Origin of the sequence: Caulobacter sp. UC70_42, from assembly GCF_044056025.1 — a bacterium.
Lineage (GTDB): Bacteria > Pseudomonadota > Alphaproteobacteria > Caulobacterales > Caulobacteraceae > Caulobacter.
The window spans coordinates 3,371,435-3,387,449 of sequence record NZ_CP171994.1 but is presented as its reverse complement, the minus strand read 5'-3'; the positions used below and the strand labels follow the sequence as shown (position 1 = coordinate 3,387,449).

General features: G+C 68.9%; 13 protein-coding genes and 7 pseudogenes. 7 read left to right on the top strand and 13 right to left on the bottom strand.

The window, feature by feature from the left end; genetic code table 11:
• Positions 1 to 16 precede the first annotated feature (16 nt).
• Positions 17 to 178 (top strand): annotated as a pseudogene (locus ACHMW8_RS16945) (MerR family transcriptional regulator); the annotation flags it as partial.
• 451 nt (positions 179 to 629) lie between these two features.
• Positions 630 to 1,055: a hypothetical protein gene (locus ACHMW8_RS16940; RefSeq protein ID WP_395446077.1), complete on the top strand. Its 426-nt coding sequence runs from the start codon at positions 630 to 632 to the stop codon at positions 1,053 to 1,055.
• A gap of 34 nt (positions 1,056 to 1,089) precedes the next feature.
• Here ACHMW8_RS16940 and ACHMW8_RS16935 read toward each other — a convergent pair whose 3' ends face one another.
• Positions 1,090 to 2,085, bottom strand: coding sequence for an RluA family pseudouridine synthase (locus ACHMW8_RS16935; RefSeq protein WP_395443168.1), 996 nt, complete (start codon positions 2,083 to 2,085; stop codon positions 1,090 to 1,092).
• Positions 2,082 to 2,465 carry a fluoride efflux transporter CrcB gene (gene crcB, locus ACHMW8_RS16930; RefSeq protein ID WP_125159642.1) on the bottom strand — a complete coding sequence of 128 codons (384 nt, stop codon included), beginning with the start codon at positions 2,463 to 2,465 and terminating at the stop codon, positions 2,082 to 2,084. The genes ACHMW8_RS16935 and crcB overlap by 4 nt, the downstream gene beginning before the upstream one ends.
• Positions 2,466 to 2,629: 164 nt before the next feature.
• On the opposite strand from crcB, the gene ACHMW8_RS16925 reads away from it, so the two are divergent.
• A complete protein-coding gene (locus ACHMW8_RS16925) occupies positions 2,630 to 3,862 on the top strand; it encodes a hypothetical protein (protein WP_125159643.1) in 1,233 nt (410 codons plus the stop codon).
• A gap of 13 nt (positions 3,863 to 3,875) precedes the next feature.
• On the opposite strand, the pseudogene ACHMW8_RS16920 reads toward ACHMW8_RS16925, so the two are convergent.
• From ACHMW8_RS16920 to ACHMW8_RS16875, 10 genes and pseudogenes are all read right to left on the bottom strand, one after another.
• Positions 3,876 to 4,373 (bottom strand): annotated as a pseudogene (locus ACHMW8_RS16920) (CC0125/CC1285 family lipoprotein); the annotation flags it as partial.
• 11 nt (positions 4,374 to 4,384) lie between these two features.
• Positions 4,385 to 5,200 carry an RluA family pseudouridine synthase gene (locus ACHMW8_RS16915; RefSeq protein ID WP_125159645.1) on the bottom strand — a complete coding sequence of 272 codons (816 nt, stop codon included), beginning with the start codon at positions 5,198 to 5,200 and terminating at the stop codon, positions 4,385 to 4,387.
• Positions 5,197 to 6,499: pseudogene (locus ACHMW8_RS16910) on the bottom strand (replication-associated recombination protein A). Before ACHMW8_RS16910 ends, ACHMW8_RS16915 begins: the two are co-directional and overlap by 4 nt.
• Positions 6,500 to 6,533: 34 nt before the next feature.
• Positions 6,534 to 7,971: pseudogene (locus ACHMW8_RS16905) on the bottom strand (DegQ family serine endoprotease).
• A gap of 79 nt (positions 7,972 to 8,050) precedes the next feature.
• Positions 8,051 to 9,302, bottom strand: a pseudogene (locus tag ACHMW8_RS16900) (TCR/Tet family MFS transporter).
• Positions 9,299 to 9,793: an SRPBCC domain-containing protein gene (locus ACHMW8_RS16895; protein WP_395443167.1), complete on the bottom strand. Its 495-nt coding sequence runs from the start codon at positions 9,791 to 9,793 to the stop codon at positions 9,299 to 9,301. Before ACHMW8_RS16895 ends, ACHMW8_RS16900 begins: the two are co-directional and overlap by 4 nt.
• Positions 9,790 to 10,120, bottom strand: a pseudogene (locus tag ACHMW8_RS16890) (ArsR/SmtB family transcription factor). The gene ACHMW8_RS16895 and the pseudogene ACHMW8_RS16890 overlap by 4 nt, the downstream one beginning before the upstream one ends.
• The gene (locus tag ACHMW8_RS16885; protein ID WP_395443166.1) at positions 10,117 to 10,413 is read right to left on the bottom strand and encodes an MmcQ/YjbR family DNA-binding protein; all 297 of its coding nucleotides are present in this window, start codon (positions 10,411 to 10,413) and stop codon (positions 10,117 to 10,119) included. Before ACHMW8_RS16885 ends, ACHMW8_RS16890 begins: the two are co-directional and overlap by 4 nt.
• 35 nt (positions 10,414 to 10,448) lie before the next feature.
• Positions 10,449 to 10,727, bottom strand: coding sequence for a VOC family protein (locus tag ACHMW8_RS16880; RefSeq protein ID WP_395443165.1), 279 nt, complete (start codon positions 10,725 to 10,727; stop codon positions 10,449 to 10,451).
• A 209-nt stretch (positions 10,728 to 10,936) separates the two neighbouring features.
• Positions 10,937 to 12,124: an ectonucleotide pyrophosphatase/phosphodiesterase gene (locus ACHMW8_RS16875; RefSeq protein ID WP_395445998.1), complete on the bottom strand. Its 1,188-nt coding sequence runs from the start codon at positions 12,122 to 12,124 to the stop codon at positions 10,937 to 10,939.
• A 281-nt stretch (positions 12,125 to 12,405) separates the two neighbouring features.
• Here ACHMW8_RS16875 and ACHMW8_RS16870 point away from each other — a divergent pair.
• The 4 genes and pseudogenes from ACHMW8_RS16870 (at position 12,406) to ACHMW8_RS16855 (ending at position 15,364) form a co-directional block, all read left to right on the top strand.
• Positions 12,406 to 13,318: pseudogene (locus ACHMW8_RS16870) on the top strand (ABC transporter ATP-binding protein).
• Entirely contained in the window at positions 13,318 to 14,145 is an 828-nt protein-coding gene (locus ACHMW8_RS16865) for an ABC transporter permease (RefSeq protein WP_395443164.1), read from the top strand. The pseudogene ACHMW8_RS16870 and the gene ACHMW8_RS16865 overlap by 1 nt, the downstream one beginning before the upstream one ends.
• A gap of 2 nt (positions 14,146 to 14,147) precedes the next feature.
• Positions 14,148 to 14,693, top strand: coding sequence for a sugar O-acetyltransferase (locus ACHMW8_RS16860; RefSeq protein ID WP_395443163.1), 546 nt, complete (start codon positions 14,148 to 14,150; stop codon positions 14,691 to 14,693).
• A gap of 116 nt (positions 14,694 to 14,809) precedes the next feature.
• Positions 14,810 to 15,364 (top strand): hypothetical protein, encoded by a 555-nt coding sequence (locus tag ACHMW8_RS16855; protein WP_395443162.1) that lies wholly within the window; start codon positions 14,810 to 14,812, stop codon positions 15,362 to 15,364.
• A 65-nt stretch (positions 15,365 to 15,429) separates the two neighbouring features.
• Here ACHMW8_RS16855 and rplQ read toward each other — a convergent pair whose 3' ends face one another.
• On the bottom strand, positions 15,430 to 15,843 hold the full coding sequence (gene rplQ, locus ACHMW8_RS16850; protein ID WP_125159657.1) for a 50S ribosomal protein L17: 414 nt from the start codon (positions 15,841 to 15,843) through the stop codon (positions 15,430 to 15,432).
• Positions 15,844 to 16,015 lie beyond the last annotated feature (172 nt).

Here is a 16,015-nt window from a genome sequence, read left to right as displayed (position 1 = left end):
CACAACGAGGCGAGTCATGCGTGCTTCCGTCGATGTCCTCAGCCCGTCCGAAGCGGCCCGCCATCTGGGCATTTCAACCAAGGCGCTTCGCCTCTACGAGGAGCGCGGCCTGCTTCACCCGACAAGAAGCGCCACCGGCTGGCGCGCCTACGGACCGGACCAGATCCGGCGCGCCGCCGAGATCGTCGCCCTGCGATCGCTGGGCTTCAGCCTCAAGCAGGTGGAGCGCGTCGTGAGCGGCGTGGCCGACGGCCTGGAGCCCGCGCTTGGCTCCCTGCAGACCCGACTGGAATCGGAGTTCGACCAACTCAGCCAGCGACTCGAGAAAATCAGCGCCCTGAGGCGCGCCTTGGCGCAAGGCCAGGTCCCCGCGATGCTGGACCTGGCGGGCTTGACGGCCGCTGCCGACACCCTGGTCGCGGGCTTCCATCTCCCGTGGCCTTGGGGCGGAGAATGGTTCGAGGCGCGCGGCGTCCGAGCGCTCAACTATATCGTCGGACCGCTCGGCAGCGGGAAGACGAGGCTGGCGCGGATGCTTGCCCAGCATCTGCCCGGCGCCCTCTTCATCGGGCTCGATCGGATCGAGCGCCATGAGGAGACAAGGCGAGCCATGGAGACCGAACTCCGAGTTGCGCCAACGCGTGGAGGCGTCGCTCGCGTGGCTCGTGGAAGACGGCGCGACCGAATCCGACGCCCTGGTGACGCTCGTGGTCGGTCTGGAACAGGGGCGGTCGAACACGCTCGTCATCGACATGATCGAGCAGGGGCTGGACGAATCCACACAGCAGGCGGTGATCTCGGATCTGCGCCGGCGAGGATACGCGCGCCCGCCGCTGTTCATGCTGACGCGCTCCTCCAGCATCCTGGACCCGGCGGAAGCCACCCCGGATGAGGCGGTGATCTTCTGTCCGGCCAACCATGCGCCGCCCTTCATGGTCCGGATCACGCCAGGCGCGCCAGGCTATGACGCGATGGTCAGCTGCCTCGGGTCGCCCGACGTCCGGGCCAGGACCGAGGGGATGATCGCAATGATGCCCCGCCGGGAGAAAGCCTGAAGGGCCTTTCCCATGTCCTGCTAGGCCGACGGAACTACCGTCGCTTGGTCTGGCGGCGCGCGAAGGGTTCGGCGTCGGCCTCGTCTTCCGAGAAGCCGAACTTGCGGAAGCCTTCCTTCATCTCGGGGCTCAGCGGCGCCTCGATGTGCAGCATGCCGGCCGAAGGGTGCGGCAGCAGGATCGAGCGGGCGTGCAGCTGCAGCTTCAGCCCCTCCGACAGCGGCGCCGACTTCTCGTCGCCGTACTTGGGGTCGCCGAGGATGGGATGGCCCATGGCCTTCATGTGGGCGCGCAGCTGGTGGGTGCGGCCGGTGTGCGGACGCAGGGCCATCCAGGTGACGCGCGGCCCGGCCCGGCTGATGGTGACGAACTCGGTCTCGGCCGGCTGGGCGTCCGGGTCCTTGGGCTGGGCCGGCACCACCAGTTCGCGATCACCGACCCCGCGCTTGGCCAGGTGCAGCTCCATCACGCCCTCGGTCGGGTGCGGATTGCCGGCGACGATGGCCCAATAGGTCTTCTGCGCCTTGCGCTTGGCGAAGGCGCCCGACAGGCGCGCGGCCGCGGCGGGCGTCTTGCCCAGCAACAGCACGCCCGAGGTGTCGCGGTCCAGGCGATGGACCAGCCGCGGGCGATCGACGCCCTCGCCCCAGGCGCTGAGCAGCTTGTCGACGTGCTTGGTGGTCTTGGTGCCGCCCTGCACGGCCAGGCCGGCGGGCTTGTTCAGCGCCAGGACTTCCTCGTCCTCGTACAGCACCAGCGACTTGGCGTAGGCGATGTCGCGCGGCGACAGCTTGGCCTTGTCCGAAGGATCGGGTGCGTCGGGCAGCGGCGGCACGCGGATCTGGCTGCCGGCGGCCAACTTGGTGTCGGCCTTGGCGCGCGAACCGTCGACCCGGACCTGGCCCGAGCGGAACAGCTTGTTCAGCTGGATGTGGTTGAGGTGCGGCCAGCGTCGCTTGAACCAGCGATCGAGGCGGACCCCGTCCTCGCCGGCGTCGACGTACAGCGTGCGGACTTCCTTGATGCTCATGCGAAAACCTTGCGGGCGATCAGAAGGCCCGCGAACAGGGCCGCCAAGGACAGAAGCACGCTGGCGGCGGCATAGGAGAAGGCTGGCAGATAGTCGCGCTTCTGGATCATCAGCGCGGTCTCCAGCGAGAACGAAGAGAACGTCGTGAAGCCGCCCAGCACGCCCACGCCCAGCAGCACGCGCCACTGTTCGTTGGATCCGCTGCCGCGATGCGCCAGCCACGAGGCCAGGCACCCCATCAGGAAGCCCCCGGCGATGTTCACGGTGAAGGTGCCATACGGCCAGCCCGTCCCCATGACCCGCATGGCGCCGACGCCGACCAGATAGCGCGCGACCGAGCCGACGGCTCCGCCAGCGGCCACCAGAAGCAGCTTGTTCATGAACGCCTTATGCGCCGAGCTGACGCCGACGCCAAGCATCCAACGAAGTTCCCTTGATTTTCCCCGGTTTCTTTCACGGTAAACGCGTTTGGAAACCGTATTTCCGAACGACCGGTTAAGCGCGCTTCCCGCATTCTCCAGGGCGTATCAACAGCGCCAGACCCATGCCCTTCGACACCTCAACCTCTTCGGACGCGACCGAACGCGTGGCCCTCCCGGGCCCGGTGGCTCAGCGCCTGTCGGGCTCGGAGCTGGTCGCGCGCGGCTCGGTCAACGTGATCAGCATCAAGGCCATCCGGCACTGGGCCGGCGAATGGTGGAGCCAGAAGCGCGGCGACGTCTGGACCTATGTCGAGCTGAAACTCAACGAGCATCTGGACCGCAACGACATGCGGGCCCGCATCTCGGACAGCGAATTCCTGATCGCCATGAACAACGACCAGGGCCTGGCCGCCCAGGCGACCAGCGTGCGGATCCTGGAAGACGTCCTGACCCATCTGCTGGGCGCCGCCTCGCCGAAGGACCTGGGCATCCGTTCGGTGATTGGGGTCGAGAACGGCGAGGCCGTCTGCAAGCCGATCGACCCGACCGTGATCCTGGCCGCCCGCGCCCGCCGCGACTCCGCACGCTCGCCGGTCCGTATCGAAGTGGATCCCGCTGACGAGGCCCGCCGCACCCCGGTGGCCTTCACCACCGCCGGCGGAGCGGCGCTGCGCGTGGACTTCACGCTGGAGCATGTGGTCAGCCTCCGGCGCAACATCACCACCGCCGTGCGGGTCGAGCCGATGGTCACCCACCTGGCCAGCGGTCGCCAGGCCTCGGCCCGCGCCCTGACCAAGCTGTCGGACCGCGATGTGGCCTTCATCGACGAGTCGACGCTGAAATACGCCTCGGTGTTCGCCCGCTCGGCCCAGGGCCACAACGCGCCCGAACTGATCCTGCCGGCCTCGTTCCGCACCCTGGGCACCCAGCGCGGCCGCGACCTGCTGACGGGCACAGCCGGCCTGTCGCTGAGCCTGCTGCGCGGCGGCCTGATGATCGAACTGGTCGATGTCACCCGCGGCACCCCCGCCGGCCGCCTGCTGGAAGTGGTCGGCCTGTTGCGCGCCCTTACCCGCGGCGTCATCGCCCGCGTGCCGCCGGACAAGGAGGCCCTGCGCGTGCTGCGCGACGCTCGTCTGGCCGGCCTGGCGCTGGACGCCTCCGACCTCTCCGGCGAAGCCGGCAAGATCGCCATGGAGATGATGGCCTTCGGTCGCGACGCCCGGGGCCTGGCCCCGATGACCATCCTGCAAGGCCTGCCCCAGGACGGTTATTTCGCCGCCGCCGAGACGGCCGGCCTCACCCACGCGGCGCTGCGCGCGAACTATCCGCTGGGCAAGCGGGCGGCGGCCTAACTAGAACTCGCTGGCGTCCGTAGCCGACGGTCTTGACCACGTCCCGCGCGTCATAGGCGTCGCGGTCGCGCGGCGTCGGCCCCCTGCCGAACACCACCTCGATCGAGCGCGAGACCGCCGGGCCTGGGCCGAGATTGAAGCTCGTCCCCAGGCCGACGCCGACGCTCGATCGCCGCCCGAAGCTGGCCGAACCGCCGCCGACCGACACGCGCGGTCCACGGTCGTAACCGCTGATATTGGTCGAGCCGTCGGCGATCCGGAACCAGTCATAGCCGTCACGCAGGGCCAGCTCGGCGGCGCGCAACAGGGCATAGTCGGCGACCTGCGCCTCCTTGGCGCCCGGCCCGCCCTGGAAGGTGACGCGATAACGTCCGGCCTCCAGGCGATATTCCGAATAGCCGACGTCGTTGGGCGCGCCGAGCTGGGCGCGATAAACGGTCGGGGCGGTGGCGCAGGCGGCCAGCAGCAGGCCCGACAGGGCGGCGGCGATCAGGGGCTTGGCGATCTTCATGGCGAATATCCTCAGACCGGATCAACGGCCTCGGAACCGGGCTGTTCCGGAACCGCCAGATCCAGGGCCTGGAGCATGGCTTTGAAATCGGACGGAAGCGGGGCCATGACCTTGCGCTCGCCGCCCAGCGGGTGCGGGAAGGTCAGGCGCGCGGCGTGCAGCATCAGGCGCGGCACGGCCGCGCCGCCCAGCATCAGCGCCCCGCCATAGCGGCTGTCGCCCGCCAGCGGCCGGCCGATGGACGCCATATGGACCCGCAGCTGGTGCATGCGGCCGGTGTCGGGCGACAGCTCGACCAGCGCGGCGACGCCATTGCTGGCCAGGGTGCGATAGCGGCTGCGAGCGGTCTCGGCGTCCGGATGATCGGGCGCGCAGACCCGCATATAGGCCTCGCGGCCGATCGACTCGCGGCGCAACGGGCTGTCGATCATGCCGCCCTTGGGCTCGGGCGCGCCCGGCGCGACGATGGCCAGGTAGGACTTGCGGAAGCGCTTGGCCATCATGGCCTCGCCCAGGAAGGCCGCGCCCGGCTTGGTCTTGGCCGTCAGGATCACGCCCGAGGTGTCGCGGTCCAGCCGATGGATCAGGCGCGGTCGAGCCTTTCCCGGCTTGGCGAACGCCCACAGCAGGTCGTCCAGCGTATGGGCCTTGATCCGCCCGCCCTGGCTGGACAGGCCGGCGGGCTTATCCAGCACGATGATCGCCTCGTCCTCGTACAGCACCCATGACCGCGCCGCCTCGATCTCCTCGGGCGTCAGGGTGATCGGGCATTCGACGGCCTTGGGTTTGGCGACGCCGGGCGGACGGCGGAATTTCGGACTGCTCATTTGCCGTCCTTACGCACCTGGCTCCAGGCTTCCAAGCGCTCGCGCACCTTGGCTTCCGCGCCGACCGACTTGGGTTCGTAGAAACGCCGGCGCTCCATGCCGTCCGGGAAGTAGTTCTGGCCCGACACGCCGCCCTCGACATCGTGGTCGTAAGCGTAGCCATCGCCATAGCCCAGCGACTTCATCAGCTTGGTCGGCGCGTTGAGGATATGCGACGGCGGCATCAGGCTGCCGGTCTCCTTGGCCGCGCGACGGGCGGCCTTGTAGGCGTTGTAGACGGCGTTGGACTTGGGCGCCGAGGCCATGTGGACCACGGCCTGGGCCAGGGCCAGCTCGCCCTCGGGCGAGCCCAGGAAGTCGTAAGCGTCCTTGGCCGCCGTGGTCAGCAGCAGGCTGAGCGGATCGGCCGCGCCGATGTCCTCCGACGCCATCCGCACCAGGCGGCGGGCGATGAACAGCGGATCCTCGCCGCCCTCCAGCATCCGCGCCAGCCAGTAGAGGGCCGCGTCCGGATCGCTGCCGCGCACCGACTTATGCAGGGCCGAGATGAGGTTGTAGTGCTCCTCGCGGTCCTTGTCGTAGGCCGGACGGCGCTTCTGCAGGAACTGGCCCAGCTGCGTCGTGTTCAGCGGGCTGTCGGTCCCGATCGAGAACAGGGTCTCGGCCAGGGTCAGCAGGTAGCGGCCATCACCGTCGGCCATGGCGACCAGAAGTCGAACGCGCCTCGGCGTCGATCGGCAGCGGCCGGTTCTCGGCGACCTCGGCGCGTTGCAGCAACTGGTCCAGCGAGTCCTCGCCCAGGCGTTTCAGCACGAAGACCTGGCAGCGCGACAGCAGAGCGCCGTTCAGCTCGAACGAAGGGTTCTCGGTGGTGGCGCCGACCAGGGTGACGATCCCCTCCTCCACGAACGGCAGGAAGCCGTCCTGCTGGGCGCGGTTGAAGCGGTGGATCTCGTCGACGAACAGCAAGGTGCTCTGGCCGGCCGCGCGGCGCATGCGGGCCTGCTCGAAGACCTTCTTCAAGTCGGCGACGCCCGAGAAGACCGCCGAGATCTGCTGGAACTCGTAGCCGCCGGCCTTGGCCAGCAGGCGGGCGATGGTGGTCTTGCCGGTGCCGGGCGGGCCCCACAGGATCATCGAGGCCAGGCGATCGGCCGCGGCCATCCGGCCGATGGGGCCTTCGGGACCCAAGAGGTGTTGTTGGCCCACCACCTCGTCGAGGCTCTGGGGCCGCAGGCGGTCGGCCAGCGGCGCCGGCGCGTGGGGCGTCAGGCCGGCGGCCTGGAAGAGATCGGACATGCAACTCTTCTAGCAGGCCGCCGGGCGCAAGTCGTCAGCCCGAGAAGCGGGCCGTGATCCGCTGACCGTTGCGCTCGATCGTCACCACCCAGTTGCGGGTCGGCAGCTTCGCCGCGGCGTTGAGATCGGCCACCGTATTGACCGCGCGGCCATTGACCTCGCGGATGAAGTCACCCGGCTGCAGGCCGATATTGGCCGCGTAGCCGCCGCCGATCTTGGTCACCAGCACGCCCCTGCCAACGAACGGGTCGACGTCCAGGTCCTGGGCGACGGCCGGCGACAGGTTGACCACCGTGGCGCCGTTGAACGGGTTGGCGCCCGACAGGGTGCGCTCGTCGCGGGCGGGGGTCTCCGGCGCGGCCTCGGCGCGGACGGTGAGCGTCTGCTCGCGGTCGTTGCGATGGATCTGCATCGGCACGCGGTCGCCGACCTTGTGGGTGCCGATCGCGAAGGCGCCGCCGCCCTCGTCGTTCACCGCCCGGCCGTCGATCGACAGGATGACGTCGCCTTCCTTGAGGCCGGCGCGATCGGCCGACGAGCCGGGATAGACCTGAGCCACCAGCACGCCGCGCGGGGTGCTCATGCCCAGGCTCTTGGCGATGTCGCCGGTGACCGGCTGGCCCTTCACGCCCAGCCAGGGCCGCACGACGCTGTGGCCCCCGCCCAGGGCCGCCGAGACGACCTGGCGCACCACGGCCGCCGGGATGGCGAAGCCCACCCCGCTGGACGAGCCCGAGCGCGAGATGATGAAGGTGTTGATGCCGACCAGGTCGCCGTCCATGTCCACCAGCGGCCCGCCCGAATTGCCGGGATTGATGGCCGCGTCGGTCTGGATGTAGCTGCCGAAATTGGCCGCCCCGACGTCGGTCCGGGCCAGGGCCGAGACGATGCCGTTGGTCACGGTCTGCCCGAACTCCGAACGGATTGCCCAGCGCCAGGACGAGGTCGCCGACCTCCATCTGGTCCTGGTCGTCGATGGCCATGACGGGCAGCTTCTCGCCCTTGGTGTCGATCTTCAGCACGGCCAGGTCGGCGCGCGGATCGTCCAGCAGAACCGTGGCCGGGAACTCGCGACGGTCGGCCAGCTGGACGGTGATGTCGCTCATCCCGTCGATATTGTGGTGGTTGGTGATGATCACCCCGTCGGCGCGGACGATGGCGCCCGAGCCCAGCGAGCCCTGCACCTGGCTGCCGCCCTGGCCGCCGCCGCCCATGAAGAAGTCCCAGAAGGGATCGACGCGGCGTTGCACCACCCGGCGGCTGGCGACGTTGACGACCGCCGGGGCGGCCTTCTTCACCACCGGCGAGAACGACAGCTTCATCGACGCCGCGTCGGCCGGGGCGCGGCGGGTCGGCTGCGGCATGTCGGGGACGGGTCCGTTGCCGACCGATTGGGCGTTGGACGGCCCGGCCGGATTCGAGCAGGCGGCCAGGAGGACGACGACGGGCAGCAGGGCGCGAATGGTCTTCAAGAAAAGGCTCCTAACGTTCCTCGGGAACTCAGCCGAGCTTTCTGGCGAGTCTTAAGGCGTTTTGCGCGATGGTAAGGCTTCAGGCCGCCCGCGGTTCCGGCGCGGGCAGCGGTCGGGCCTTGGCGTAGGCTAGCACGCGGTCGAGGCCAGCATCAGCGCCGCGGCGATCAGCACCGGCAGGCCCGGCATGTGCAGGGTCGCGTCGTGGCGGATGGCGAACGCGAACGGAAACAGGAACAGCGGCGGCCCGATGATCGAGGCTATGCCCATCATCGCCGAATTGGCGCCTTGCAGCTGGCCCTGTTCGTCCGGCGCGACGCGGCGGGTCATCAGACCCTGCAGGCCCGGCTGGATCAGGCCCGACAGCGCGAACAGCGGCAGGCCGCACAGGTACAGCATTCCGGTCGGCGCCAGGGCGTAGATCATGAAGCCGGCGAAGCCGGAGAACAGGCCGATCATCAGCGCGCCGCGTTCGCCCACCGCCTTGACGACCCGCCCGACCACCAGGGCCTGGACGATTATGCTGGAAATGCCGCTGGCCATCAGGGTCAGGCCGATGGTCGCCGGCGACCAGCCGTAGCGGAAGCCCATATAGAGCACGAACACGCTGGGCAGGACGTTGTGGGCCAGCTGGAACAGGAAGCCGACGCCGGCCAACCCCAGCAGGCCCGGATGGCGGTTCAGCAGTTGCAGCGAGCCCACGGGATTGGCCTTCGTCCAGTCGAAGCGCGGCTGGCGGCGCTCGGGCGGCAGAGACTCAGGCAGGACGAAGAAGCCGTAGAGCCAGTTGCACAGCGCCAGTGCCGCGCAGACCAGGAACGGCGCCCGATGGTCGAACTGCCACAGCCAGCCGCCCAAGGCCGGACCAAAGGTGAAGCCGACGCCGAACGCCGCGCCCATCAGGCCGAAACCCTTGGCGCGGTTCTCCGGCGTGGTGACGTCGGCGACATAGGCCGAGGCGGTCGAGAAGCTGGCCGCCGTCATGCCGTTGAAGATCCGGCCGACGAACAGCCACCACAGGCTGGGCGCGAAGGCCATGAACAGGAAGTCGACGCCCAGGCCGAAGATCGACGTCAGGATCACGGGCCGGCGGCCGAAGCGGTCGGACATCAAACCCAGGATCGGCGAGCAGAAGAACTGCATCACGCCCAGACCGTGGCGAACAGGATGTTCCAGTCGGCCGCCACGGCCGTGTCGCCGCCGCCGAACTGCTTCACCAGGTTGGGCAGGACGGGGATCATCACGCCTAGCGACAGCACGTCCATGATCGCGGTGACGAAGATGAAGCCCAGCGCGGCCTGACGTTTGGCCCCGGTGATCGGTTGGTTCATGGATCGCCCTCCCCGGCCGCCCCTAGTTGGACGCTGTTCGTCCGGCTCGCAAGACCCGCCAGCAGCGCCCGCCACCATTCCCCATGCCGTTGCAGGAAGACGCGGTCCGGAAAGCCGTGCCGCGCCACGTGCGGGGCCGGCACGCTGTCCCAGCCCCGATGCTCGACGGTGACGCGAGTCCCCGCCTCCACCGCTTCGAACCGGACGTCGACCTCGGTGTCCATGCCCGGCGCGAAGGTCGCCTGCCGCCAGCCGAACACCAGGCGCGCGCCGCGCTCCCAGACCCGGACCTTGCCCACCTCGAACACCTTGCCGGTCGGCAGACGCTCCACCAGCCGACCGTCCTCGAAGGTCATGACGCCCGGCGAACGCGGGGTGAAGGAGAACAGGGCGTTGGGACGCCACCACAGAGCGATGTCGTCGGTGAAGGCGTCGAACACCACCTCCGGCGGGGCGGCGATGCGCAGGGCGACCAGGATCCTGGAGTTCACTTCGATCTGCCCTCGACGTGCGCCTTCAGGGCCGACAGCTGGTCGCCCCAGTGATCCTCGGCCGCCTCCAGCCAGGCCTTGAGCTGGTCCATCGGTTCGGCCCGCAGACGGTAGACCCGGACGCGGGCGTCGAACTCCGGATGGCTCTCCTCCACGAGGCCCGACTGGCGCAGGGCGCGCAGATGCCGAACTCATCGCCGGCGGCGTCAGGCCCAGACTTTCGGCCAGTTCTCCGGCCCGCCGGGGCCGTTCGCGCAGCAGGTCGACCGCCCTACGGCGGTGCGGGTCGGCAAGGGCCGCCAGGGTGCGGTCGAGCGCTTCGCTCAAGGCTGGGCGCCCAGCAGCTTCCTGGGCGCGACATTGCGCCAGGCGTCGTTCAGCGCGCCGCGCGCCGTGGCCTCGTCGCAGGCGGCCAGACGCAGACGCGTAGCCCCGCCCTTGCCCCAGCCGCCCGGCACGGGAACGAACACCTCGGGCTCAGCCGCGACGCGCATCTCCTGCTGATCCGACGTCAGCTTGACCATCGCCCAGGCCGCGTCGGGATTGCCCAGGGTCGCGAAGATCTTCCCGCACCGAAAGTCGACCGTACCCATGTGCGAGCTCTCGATCGCCTGGGGCATCGACAAGGCCAACCGACGAAAGTCCTCCGGCGTGATCATTCCGCGCCGACCGCGATCTTGAGGCCGCTGCGCTTTTCCATCTCGTCTGTCGAGACCGTCTCGACATCGGCCGAGACGGTCCAGATGTGCCCCTCGGGATCGCGGCAGCGATAGGTGCGCGCGCCGTAGAACTGGGTTTCGGGCGGCGCGATGATCTCGGCCCCGGCCGCCCTGGCCCGCTCGCAGTGGGCGTCGACGTCGGCGGCGATGTAGATGTGAACCGACTGGGTGTTCTTCCGCCCACCGAAGCCGGGCTGGCGTGGTGCTCGCTCCACTCGTTGCCGACCATGATCCGCGTGTCGGCATAGTCCATCTGCGAGTGGGCCAGATTGCCGTCGGCGTCCTCGATCAGCAGGGTCAAGTCGAAGCCGAACGCCTTTTCCAGAAAGGCGATCGCGGCCTTGGGATCGCGATAGACGACGGCCGAAACCAGGCCAGGGCGGGAGTCGGACATGACGGCGCTCCTTGCGATATGGGGCAATATTTAACGCATATCACAACTATCTCGGCAAGCCTCTTCAGAGCGCCTCGCCGCCATGGCTAGCGCAGCGCCTGACCGATCACCCTCAACGAACCGTCGCCCTTCTCGGGCTTCACGCCGGTCACCTTCGCCAGCAGCGGATAGACGTCGACATTGTCGAACACGGGCAGCACGACGCCCGGCCTGAACGAGGGGCCGTGGGCCACGAACACCGCGCGCATCCTGACGTCGTAGGGGTCGAAGCCGTGCGCCCCGCCGTCCTTGCCGTCCCACTTGCCGGGCTTCTTCCGAGCTTCCAGCGTCGTCGTGTACCAGCCGGTCTCCGACAGGCAGACGATAGCCGGCACGCGCCTGTTGCGGCCGTAGTGGAAACGGGGCCGGGATCCGTCCCTTCTTCCAGCAGGTCATGTGCGGCGGCGCGCCCTTGAGGAACGCCGCCTCGACCGCCTTGGCCTGGCCCGGCAGGGGCGAGAAGCTGGTCACCGCGCCGTTGGCGACAAGGTGGATCTTCGAGACGTCGATCAGGTCGTCCAGCACCACGCGATGAGCGGCCGGCAGCGGCGCCATGCCGTGATCGGCGACGATGATGAGGTCGGTCGTCTCGAAACGTCCCCGCGCCTTGAGCCCCTCGACCAGACGGCCGATGCAGCGGTCCAGTTCGACCAGCGCCGCCGTCAGCTCCGGCGAGTCCGGACCATAGTGGTGCCCCTCCGTATCGGCGGCGTCGAAATAGAGGGTGGCGAAAGCCAGCGGCGGGCCGTCGGCGCTGTCCACCCAGGCCAGCACCTGGTCGATCCGCGCGTCGTACGGCAGGTCGTGCTGATACTTCATCCAGTGGCTGGGCCGGACGCCGTCGATCGCCGTCTCCGAGCCCGGCCAGAACATGGCAGCGCTCTTCTTGCCCTGCTGCTCGGCCGAGACCCAGAACGGCTTGGCCTGGTTCCACCAGCGCGGGTCGTTGGCGGTCGGGCCGTTCATCACGAACTTGGGCCCGCCGATCACGACGTCCTCCATCTCGTTGCCGACCACGCCGTTGCGGTCGGGGCGCTTGCCGGTCACCAGGGTGTAGTGGTTGGGATAGGTCAGGCTGGGAAACGAGGGTCGCATGGACCCGCGCGCGCCGTCGTCGGCCAGGGCCTTCAGGTTCGGCGTCACGCCACGATCCAGATAGTCGGCGCGGAAACCGTCCATCGACACCAGAAGAGTCAGGTGCGGGGCCGTCTCGCGCGCCAGGACCGCCCCCGGCGGACGTCAGCGCCAGGCCTAGGGCGAAAACCAGGGACAGGACGCGGCGGACCAACATCGACGCACTCTCGAAACCGAAACAGGCCTCCTGATCGACGCAAGGGATTGCAGTCGTATGACAATCAGCGTTCGCCGACACCATGACCGCCTCTTAACTTGGCGGGGGCGAGCCGTCTCGCCATAGTCCCTTCGCCTGCCGACTCGTTTCGGCGCTCGGAACCCCCCGCATGTCGATCGCCCTCGAGGCCGACCGCCTCACCAAGACCTACGGGGCGGTGCGCGCCCTCGACGACTTCTCCATCGCCATTCCGGCCGGCGGCGTGTTCGGGGTGCTGGGTCCCAACGGCGCGGGCAAGAGCACCCTGTTTCGCATCGCGCTGGGCCTCGTGCGGCCCACCACCGGCTCGGCCCGGCTGTTCGGCGCCGCGCCCGGCGACATCACCGCCCTGCGCAAGGTCGGGGCGATGATCGAGACGCCGCGCTACCCCGCCTATCTGACCGGTCGCGACACCCTGAAGATGCTGGCCCTGGAGAGCGGGGCCAAGAACGCGGATGTCGACGGCTGGCTGGAGCGGGTCGGCATCGCCCATGCCGCCGACCGCTCGACCGCCGGCTATTCGGTCGGCATGAAGCAGCGCCTGGGCCTGGCGGCCGCCTTCTTCACCAAGCCCGAGCTCGTCATCCTGGACGAGCCGACCAGCGGCATGGACCCGGCCGGCATCCAGGAGATCCGGGCCCTGATCGTGGATCTGGCCAAGCGCGAGGGCGTCACCGTCATCCTGGCCAGCCACCAGCTGGACGAGGTGCGGCGCGTCTGCGAGCGCGTGGCCATCCTGTCCAAGGGCAAGGTCGTGGCCGAGGGCGGCGTGGCCGAACTGACCGCCGGCGAGGCCCGCCTGCGCATCACCGCCGCCTCACCCATCGCCCAGGTCCTGGGCGTGCTGGGCGCCAAGGGCGTCGCTGACGGCGCGGACGCGGCCCTGGCCGACATCCGCCGCGAGGAGGCCCCCCGCCCTGATCCGCGCCCTGGTCGAGGCCGGGGTCGAGATCACCGAGGCGCGCTGGCGCGACGCCGACCTGGAGGGCGTCTACCTCCGGACCCTCGAAACGGCCCAGCCGTCGAACGAAGGAGCGCTCTGATGCTCGCCGACGCCATCGCCGCCGAACGCTTCCGCCTGCTGCGCGACCGTTCGGCCCTGTTCTGGGGGTTCTGCTTCGCCCCGATCGTGGGCTTCCTGCTCAGCATCGGCGGCGACCTCTTCCTGCACTATGTGGTCAAGAAGCCGATGCCCGGCCTGGGGATCGGCCTGCTCGACCAGATGATCAAGGCCCTGCCGGGCGGGGCCTCGACCTTCGGGGCGCTGTTCCTGATGATCGGCGCAGCCGCCATCCTGGCCGGCGACTATCGCTGGGAGACCTGGCGCCTGCTGACCCCGCGCAACACCCGCCAGAACCTGCTGCTGGCCAAGCTGGTCGTGGTCGGCGAGGCGGTGTTCTGGAGCCTGGCCCTGACCGCCGTGCTGTCGGCCGCCGCGGCGGTGATCGGCGCGGGGATCAACGGCAAGGTCCTGGCCGTCTCGATGTTCGATCGCAACCTGTTCGACGTGCTCGGCGTCCTGGCCATCACCTGGCTTGAGGCCATGACCCTGGCGGCCCTGGCCGCCTGCATCGGGGTGCTCTCGCGCTCGACCATGGGCGTGGTCGTCGCCTGCCTGGGCGTCCGGTTCGTGCAGACCGTGCTGGCCAGCTCGCTACGGATGATGGAACAGGGCCAGTCGAGTTGGAAGCTGCTGGCCATCCCCGTCTATGACGCCGACCTGCTGCGCGCCAGCCTGCTCGAGCCGACCATGCTGGGCCAGACCGCCAGCTCGGCCGGCGCGGCCCTGGCCATGCTGGCGGTGTGGACGGCCCTCTTGACGACCGGCGCGGTGCTGCTGTTCCGCCGCCAGGACCTGACCAAGGAGTAGGCGTGAAGACCCAGAAGCAACGGATGCTGGCCGGCGAGCTCTATACCGTCGACGCCGAGCTGCAGGCCGACCAGCGCGTCGCCCAGAGCTGGATGGATCGCTACAACAGCGCCGGCCTCGACGAGCGCCCGATGCTGCTGGCCCAGGGCCTGGGCGCGGTCGGAGAGAACGTGGCCGTCCGCGCGCCGTTCTTCGTCGACTACGGCTACAACATCCGCCTGGGCGACGGCGTGTTCATGAACTTCAACTGCGTGATCCTGGACGTCGCCGAGGTCACCATCGGCGCGGCCACGGCCATCGGCCCGGGCGTGCAGATCCTGACCGCCGACCATCCGCGCGATCCGGCCCTGCGCCGCACGGGCCAGGAGTCCGGCAAGCCCATCCATATCGGCGCCAATGTCTGGATCGGCGGCGGCGCGATCATCCTGCCCGGCGTGACCATCGGCGACGACGCGGTGATCGGAGCCGGCGCGGTCGTGACGCGGGACGTGGCGGCCGGGGCGACGGTGGTGGGAAATCCGGCGCGGCCGGTGAAGCCGAAGGGCTAGCGGCGGAACTCCAAGATCCACCTCAAGACGCGGACTGCCATATCGCATCTCTAGAGGAGTCTATGCCATGGTGGCTGCAAGCTTTGCTACGCTTGGAAAACTCTATGAAGCTGCGCATGTCTCTGCTCGCCCTGATGAGCCTGTTTCTTCTCGCTGACCCTGCGCATGCCCGTTCGCTGGCGGCGCCAACCACCTCGAACGCCGAGATGACCCGCCTCTACAACGAGGACCAGAGCGATCGGGAGCCTGACGAAATAGATTGGGACAAGGTCACCGCTCGCGACGAACAGCGACGCTTGGCCACCCGCGCGTTGCTCACGGCCGGCGCTCTACACACGGCCGAAGACTACGAGCACGCCGCTTTCATCTTCCAGCACGGCTCGAAGGCGGACGACTACCTGCTGGCCCACACCCTGGCGATGGTGGCGGTCGGCAAGGGTGACAAGTCGTCTCTGTGGATCGCTAGCGCGACGCTCGACCGCTACCTGATGATGATCGGCAAACCGCAGGTTTACGGCACACAGTTCAGGGGCTCGATGGGCCAGGAGCCTTATGATCGTAACCTGGTCTCCGACGCCCTCCGCAGCGAACTTGGCGTCCCGGGCCTGGCCCGCCAAGCCGAGCAACTCGAAGCTCTGCGCGCGGCTCGGGCGGCGGCCGTCAAGCCCTGAGCGCAGAAACGAGAAAGGCCCCGGATCTCTCCGGGGCCTTCGCGTTCAGCTGGCGCTGAAAGATCTTAGTCTTCGGCGTCGTTGACGTAGACCGGACCCGAGTCCTTGCCCTTTTCCGAGACGTCGCGGTCGACGAACTCGATCACGGCCATGGCGGCGTTGTCGCCGTAGCGGTAGCCGGCCTTCAGGACGCGGATGTAGCCGCCCTGACGGTCCTTGTAGCGCGGGCCGAGGACCGCGAAGAGCTTGCCGACTTGTTCGACGTCGCGAACCGAGCTGATGGCCTGACGACGAGCGTGCAGGTCGCCGCGCTTGGCCAGGGTGACCAGCTTTTCGACGATCGGACGCAGTTCCTTGGCCTTGGGCAGGGTGGTGACGATCTGCTCGTGCTTGATCAGCGAAGCCGACATGTTGGCGAACATGGCGGTGCGGTGAGCCGAGGTGCGGCCGAGTTTGCGGTGGGCGTTACCGTGACGCATGTCTTAGTCTCCTGGGCATCGAGCCCGAGCGGCGCAAAATATGTCGAGCGCCTGATTGTCACCAATCCTGGTCCGTCCCGACCGGGTCAGAGCGAAGCGCCGGGGCCCTCGAACCGCGTGAGCGGCTTCAAAAGGCCCAGGCCGCCTCCCCTTCCGAGGAAGGAGAAGCGGC

Bases quoted from the DNA above. Each gene is read 5' to 3' on its own strand.
- ACHMW8_RS16935 (WP_395443168.1), bottom strand. From the start codon at position 2,085: ATGAGCATCAAGGAAGTCCGCACGCTGTACGTCGACGCCGGCGAGGAC.
- crcB (WP_125159642.1), bottom strand. From the start codon at position 2,465: ATGAACAAGCTGCTTCTGGTGGCCGCTGGCGGAGCCGTCGGCTCGGTC.
- ACHMW8_RS16925 (WP_125159643.1), top strand. From the start codon at position 2,630: ATGCCCTTCGACACCTCAACCTCTTCGGACGCGACCGAACGCGTGGCC.
- ACHMW8_RS16915 (WP_125159645.1), bottom strand. From the start codon at position 5,200: ATGAGCAGTCCGAAATTCCGCCGTCCGCCCGGCGTCGCCAAACCCAAG.
- ACHMW8_RS16885 (WP_395443166.1), bottom strand. From the start codon at position 10,413: ATGCCCCAGGCGATCGAGAGCTCGCACATGGGTACGGTCGACTTTCGG.
- ACHMW8_RS16875 (WP_395445998.1), bottom strand. From the start codon at position 12,124: ATGGACGGTTTCCGCGCCGACTATCTGGATCGTGGCGTGACGCCGAAC.
- ACHMW8_RS16865 (WP_395443164.1), top strand. From the start codon at position 13,318: ATGCTCGCCGACGCCATCGCCGCCGAACGCTTCCGCCTGCTGCGCGAC.
- ACHMW8_RS16855 (WP_395443162.1), top strand. From the start codon at position 14,810: ATGTCTCTGCTCGCCCTGATGAGCCTGTTTCTTCTCGCTGACCCTGCG.
- rplQ (WP_125159657.1), bottom strand. From the start codon at position 15,843: ATGCGTCACGGTAACGCCCACCGCAAACTCGGCCGCACCTCGGCTCAC.